The sequence below is a fragment of the bacterium genome, assembly GCA_040756715.1.
Taxonomy (GTDB): domain Bacteria; phylum UBA9089; class UBA9088; order UBA9088; family UBA9088; genus JBFLYE01.
In genome coordinates this window covers 1-5,317 of sequence record JBFLYE010000104.1, presented here as the reverse complement: position 1 = coordinate 5,317, position 5,317 = coordinate 1, and the positions used below count along the sequence as shown (strand labels likewise).

The 5,317-nt window shown below is 36.9% G+C and carries 2 protein-coding genes; both read left to right on the top strand.

Features of this window, described 5'->3' with window-relative positions:
* Positions 1–41 precede the first annotated feature (41 nt).
* A complete protein-coding gene (locus tag AB1397_03950; GenBank protein MEW6482134.1) occupies positions 42–4,898 on the top strand; it encodes a right-handed parallel beta-helix repeat-containing protein in 4,857 nt (1,618 codons plus the stop codon).
* Positions 4,899–5,037: 139 nt separating this feature from the next.
* Positions 5,038–5,317 (top strand): hypothetical protein (locus tag AB1397_03945; GenBank protein MEW6482133.1); only part of this gene is annotated, 280 nt, incomplete at its 3' end.

Sequence of the window (5,317 nt, the reverse complement as noted above, 5' to 3'; positions counted from 1 at the left end):
TAAAAACATAAACCTTTTCAAATAAAAATTCAAAATTTAGAATTCAAAATTTCTTAAATACTATTTTTGCACTAAGTAATGGAAGATACTATAGTTCTTTAGAAAATAAAGATGCGGTAATCTTTGATGGAGATGAGGTAGGTGGAGCTGTAATCTCTGGATTTACAATAAGTAAAGGAAGAAATGGGATATATTGCACAAATGGTGCAGACCCAACTATTATTGATAACACAATCACAGGGAATAGGGAAAATGGTATATATTGTGATTTCTCTTCGCCGATTATTGATGGCAATATTATCACAGAAAACAAGAAAGATGGCATTTTTTGTGATTTTTCCTCCCCAATCATTAGGAATAACGAAATCACAGGAAATGGGAAAAATGGGTTTAATTGTAATGATTCTTCTATAACCCTTAATAATAATGTAATTACAGGAAATACATTAAATGGCATCTATTGTTCTTCATCCATTTCAAACATCATTTATAACACGATAAGCAAAAATGGCAAATCGGGAATATCTTTTAGCTCATTTTTGGGAACAATTACCAACAATGTAATTGCAGAAAATACAGAGTCTGGGATTGTATCTTTATCATCATCCCCAATTATTACCAATAATGACATAATAAGAAACAAGGAATATGGCATCTTTTCTCAATCCTCTTCTTCAATTATTACCAATAATATTATCATAGAAAATAGAGAGGGTATTCTCTCTGACTTTTCCAATTTAATTATTAACTATAACTGTGTCTATGGCAATTCATCTTCTAACTATAGAAATTGTTCTGCTGGATTATACAATATATCCTTTGACCCTCAGTTTATAGCTTTTGATGACTTTCACCTTGGCTCTACATCCCCTTGTATAGATTCAGGAACAAATAATGCACCAGCTTTACCTATATTTGATAAGGATGGAAAACCAAGGATTGTTAATGGCATTGTTGACATTGGTGCTTATGAGTTTCCTGGAATTCCTCAATATGGCATTATTGCTGGCACAGTTACAGATGCCTCAAATGGGCTTCCCATTAATGGAGCAAGCATACAGGTATCCAATGAGGGGGTAAAGACGGATATAAATGGCCACTATATTATACGCATCAAACCAGGTAGATATGACATTTCTGCATGGGCATATGGATTTTGGGAGGAATCCACAAATATAGAGGTATTTAAAGAAAAAACAAGCATAGTGAATTTTGCCTTGCAGCCAAGAGAGGAAGGAGGTGGATCTCAGCCTTATCCAAAGGAGCCTCCCTATTATGGCACAATTACCGGCAGGGTGGTTGATATTATGGGTAATCCTATTGCCCAGGCAAAGGTAGAAGTAATTGGTTCCCACCTTCATAATTCAATTAGTGACACCCAGGGAGACTACTCCATACAAATTAACCCTGGGACATATTCTTTGGTTGCAAGGGCAACTGGGTTTTATGGCAGATATACAGAAAATATAGAGGTATTTGAGGGAAAGAGAACTATTCTCAATTTTGTCTTAAGCCCTGCTAAAATGCTCTATGTAGATTGCAATTATCAAGGTATAGAGCTTGGCACATTTGATAAGCCTTATCGGACAATAAAAGAGGGTATCTTTTACTGCCCAGTGGGAGGGACAGTCTCAGTGAAAGGGGGGACATATACTAAGCTTGTCTACATCAACAAAAGAATTGTCCTAATTGGCACAGGCACACCCGTAATCAACCCTGCTTCTTCGGGAAATGCAGTAACCTTTGAGGGCAATGAGGCAGATAATGCAGTAATCTCTGGTTTCAAGATAAGGGGTGCAAAAAGTTTTTATGGAGAGGGTGGCAATGGTATATCCTGTATAAATGGGGCAGAGCCAATAATTACAAACAATGTAATTACAGAAAATACATATTCTGGGATTATGTGTCAAAATTCCTCTCCTATTATTGTAAATAACACAATTGTAAATAATTGGGGAAATGGCATTTCCTGTTTTAATTCCTCTCCATTCATCACCAATAACATTATTGCCTTAAATAGCCCGATAAATTACGGTTATGGCATCTATCGGGGTGATATTTCCTCAAATCCAAAGATTGATTATAATTGTCTTTTCAGAAATGGGCTAACGGGAAATGAAAATTATGGAAATTGTCTTGCAGGAACAAATGATCTATCTATTGACCCGCAATTTATAAGCCCTCCTGACTTTCATCTTCAATTCACATCCTTCTGCATAGATAGGGGCTCAAATACAGCCTTGGGTATTCTTCCTTTTGACAAGGATGGAAATCCTCGTATAGTAAATGGCATTGTAGATATAGGTGCCTATGAGTATCAAGGAATTCCTCAAAATGGTATCATTGCTGGCAAAATTACAGATGCCTCTAGTGGGGTCTTCATTCCAGGAGCAATGGTAGAGGCATTCAATACGAATGGATATACGGATAGTCAAGGCAATTATGCTTTATACCTTAAGCCAGATAAATATGTTATTTGTGCAAGGGCAACGGGATTTTATGGCTCATATACCGAAAATATAGAGGTAAATAGAGGCTCTATGACTATAGTCAATATTAGCTTAACCCCGGCAGAGATTATCTATGTTGATGATGAGAATATAGATATTGAGCTTGGCACATTTGATAAGCCTTATAGGACAATAAATGAGGGGATTTTTTATTGCGCCGCTAAAGGGACGGTTTCTGTGGCAGCTGGAGAATATAGAGAAAATATTTATATAGACAAGCGTATTGCCCTTATTGGTATAGGAACACCAACGATTTCTTCATCTTCTGGCAAAGATGCGGTAATTTTTAGTGGTGATGGAGCAAGGGGTGCGGTTATCTCTGGTTTTATAATAAATTCTGGAGACAATGGGATATATTGCATAAATAGCACAGATTTAACCATTGTTAATAACATTATCTTAAAAAATAGCAAAAATGGGATTTACTGTAGGTCCTCTTCTTCTGTGATTACTGGCAACACCATAAGAGAGAATGGTAAATCGGGAATATCCTGTAGCTCATTTTTAGGAAGCATTACCAATAATATAATTGCAGAAAATATGGAATATAGGGTTATATCCCTATCATCATCTCCACCCATTATAGGCAATATAATAATAAAAAATGGCAGAAATGGTATCAATTGCTCTGATTCATCACCCCTTATCAGCAATAATACAATAGGAGAAAATGAGGGATACGGCATCTTTTCCCAATCTTCTTCTCCTGAGATTATTTATAACACAATAAGCAAAAATGGCAAATCTGGGATATCTTTTAGCTCATTTTTGGGAACAATTACCAACAATGTAATTGCAGAAAATAATGGCTCTGGCATTGTATCCCTATCCTCATCTCCCATCATTACCAATAATGATATGGTAAGGAACAAGGAGAATGGTATCCTTTGTCAATCCTCCTCCTCAATCATTACAAACAATATTATTGTGGGAAATAGAGAGGGTATCTTCTCTGATTCTTCCCTCTTGACCATTAACTATAACTGTCTCTTTGGTAATTTATTTGGGAATTACACAAATTGCTTTGCTGGGTTATATGACATATCCCTTGACCCCCAGTTTGTTGGATTTTCTGATTTTCATCTTGGCTTTTCATCCCCTTGCATAGATTCAGGAACAAATAATGCACCAGCTTTACCTATATTTGATAAGGATGGAAAGGAAAGAATAAAAGATGGAAATAGGGACGATATAGCGATGATTGATATGGGTGCCTATGAATTTTATGAAACACCTACTATGGGTAGCTCTGGAATATCCTTAACAAAGGATGGACCAACCCAAACCCTAACCCTTTCAACCCTAACCTATACCCTCCTTTATACCAACACAGGTCAAACCATCCTTTATGAGATAACCCTAATTGATACCCTTCCCAATGGCTCTACCCTGACATTTTCCCTTGGCTCTTTAAATCCCTCTCAATCTGGTTTCCTAACCCTTGATTATTTCATCAAAGAGCCAGCATCTTCTACCATCATAAACATTGCCACCATAAGTGCAATCTCTGATTGCCCAAGTGCAACCATACAAGCCTTTGCTTCAGCAACAACCCATATCATAGGCATCCCTGGCATATTCCTTACAAAAACAGGACCAACCACAGCAACCACCCTGTCTACCACAACTTACACCCTCTCTTACACAAACACAGGTCAAACAACCCTTTACAATGTTAATCTCATTGATACCCTTCCTGATGGAAGCAATATAACTATCTGGATTGGAACCCTAACCCCCAATCAATCAGGCTTAACGACAATAGATTACTTTGTAACCCAAACAGGACCAGCAACCATAACAAATTATGCTACTATAACCGGAACATCCCATTGCCCAGAAACAAGCATAACATCCTCTGCCTCTTGCACAACCCATATCCTGCCCTCAAACCTTCCCGATCTTACGATTACAAAGATAAAGGTCTGCCCATCCCATATTATAAAGCAATACCAGAGGGTAAGAATAACTGCATTTATTAAAAACATTGGAAAAGCTGATGCTAATCTTATCAAAGTAATCTTCCTGGATGAAAATAACCAGATTAAGGGAACAAAGACAATTGGTCATTTATTCCCTGGACAAACTCAAGCAAGATTTGTAATCACAAGACCAGCTACCATTGGAACCCATACCATCACAGTAATTGTTGACCCAGGCAATACAATCCCTGAATTAAGGGAAGACAACAACACAAAAACCACAACCATCTTGGTTAAACCTGCTCAAGGGATAATGGGAACAATTACCGACAAGCAAACCAAAAAATCTATACCAGGTGTATGGGTCTTCTACTTTGGTTGTGACTTTGACATGGATAGGACAGACAAAAATGGAGATTACATCATTTCCGACCTAAAACCAATGCTATATTGTCCTTGCCTTTAAATGTGGCTATTATCCTCAAGCTAAGTGTTGCAAGGTAAAGAGGGATGAATTTACCATTTTTAACTTTGTTCTTAAGAAAAGAACAACAAGAGAAGAAATCTTAGACTACAATGAGGTTCTTTCGGCAATAAATGAAGCAATGAAGGAAAAAGGGGCTTTGGAAACAGAAGAAGATATATCAATCAATCCCTACTTTGAAGCAGAGGTTATCCTAAGTCTTTCTAAACAAGGAGAAATTCCCTTTATTGAAAACCAAGAACCCCTTAACCTAATCTTAAAACCAAACAAAACCGCCCTTTCCCTTAATGATGAGCTTATCCTTAATCTTTCTTGTGATAACCAAAACCTTGCCTTAATGAGCCTAAGACTTGAATATGACAAAGATAAGCTTAATTTAATAAACGAAAAAGATGAATTCT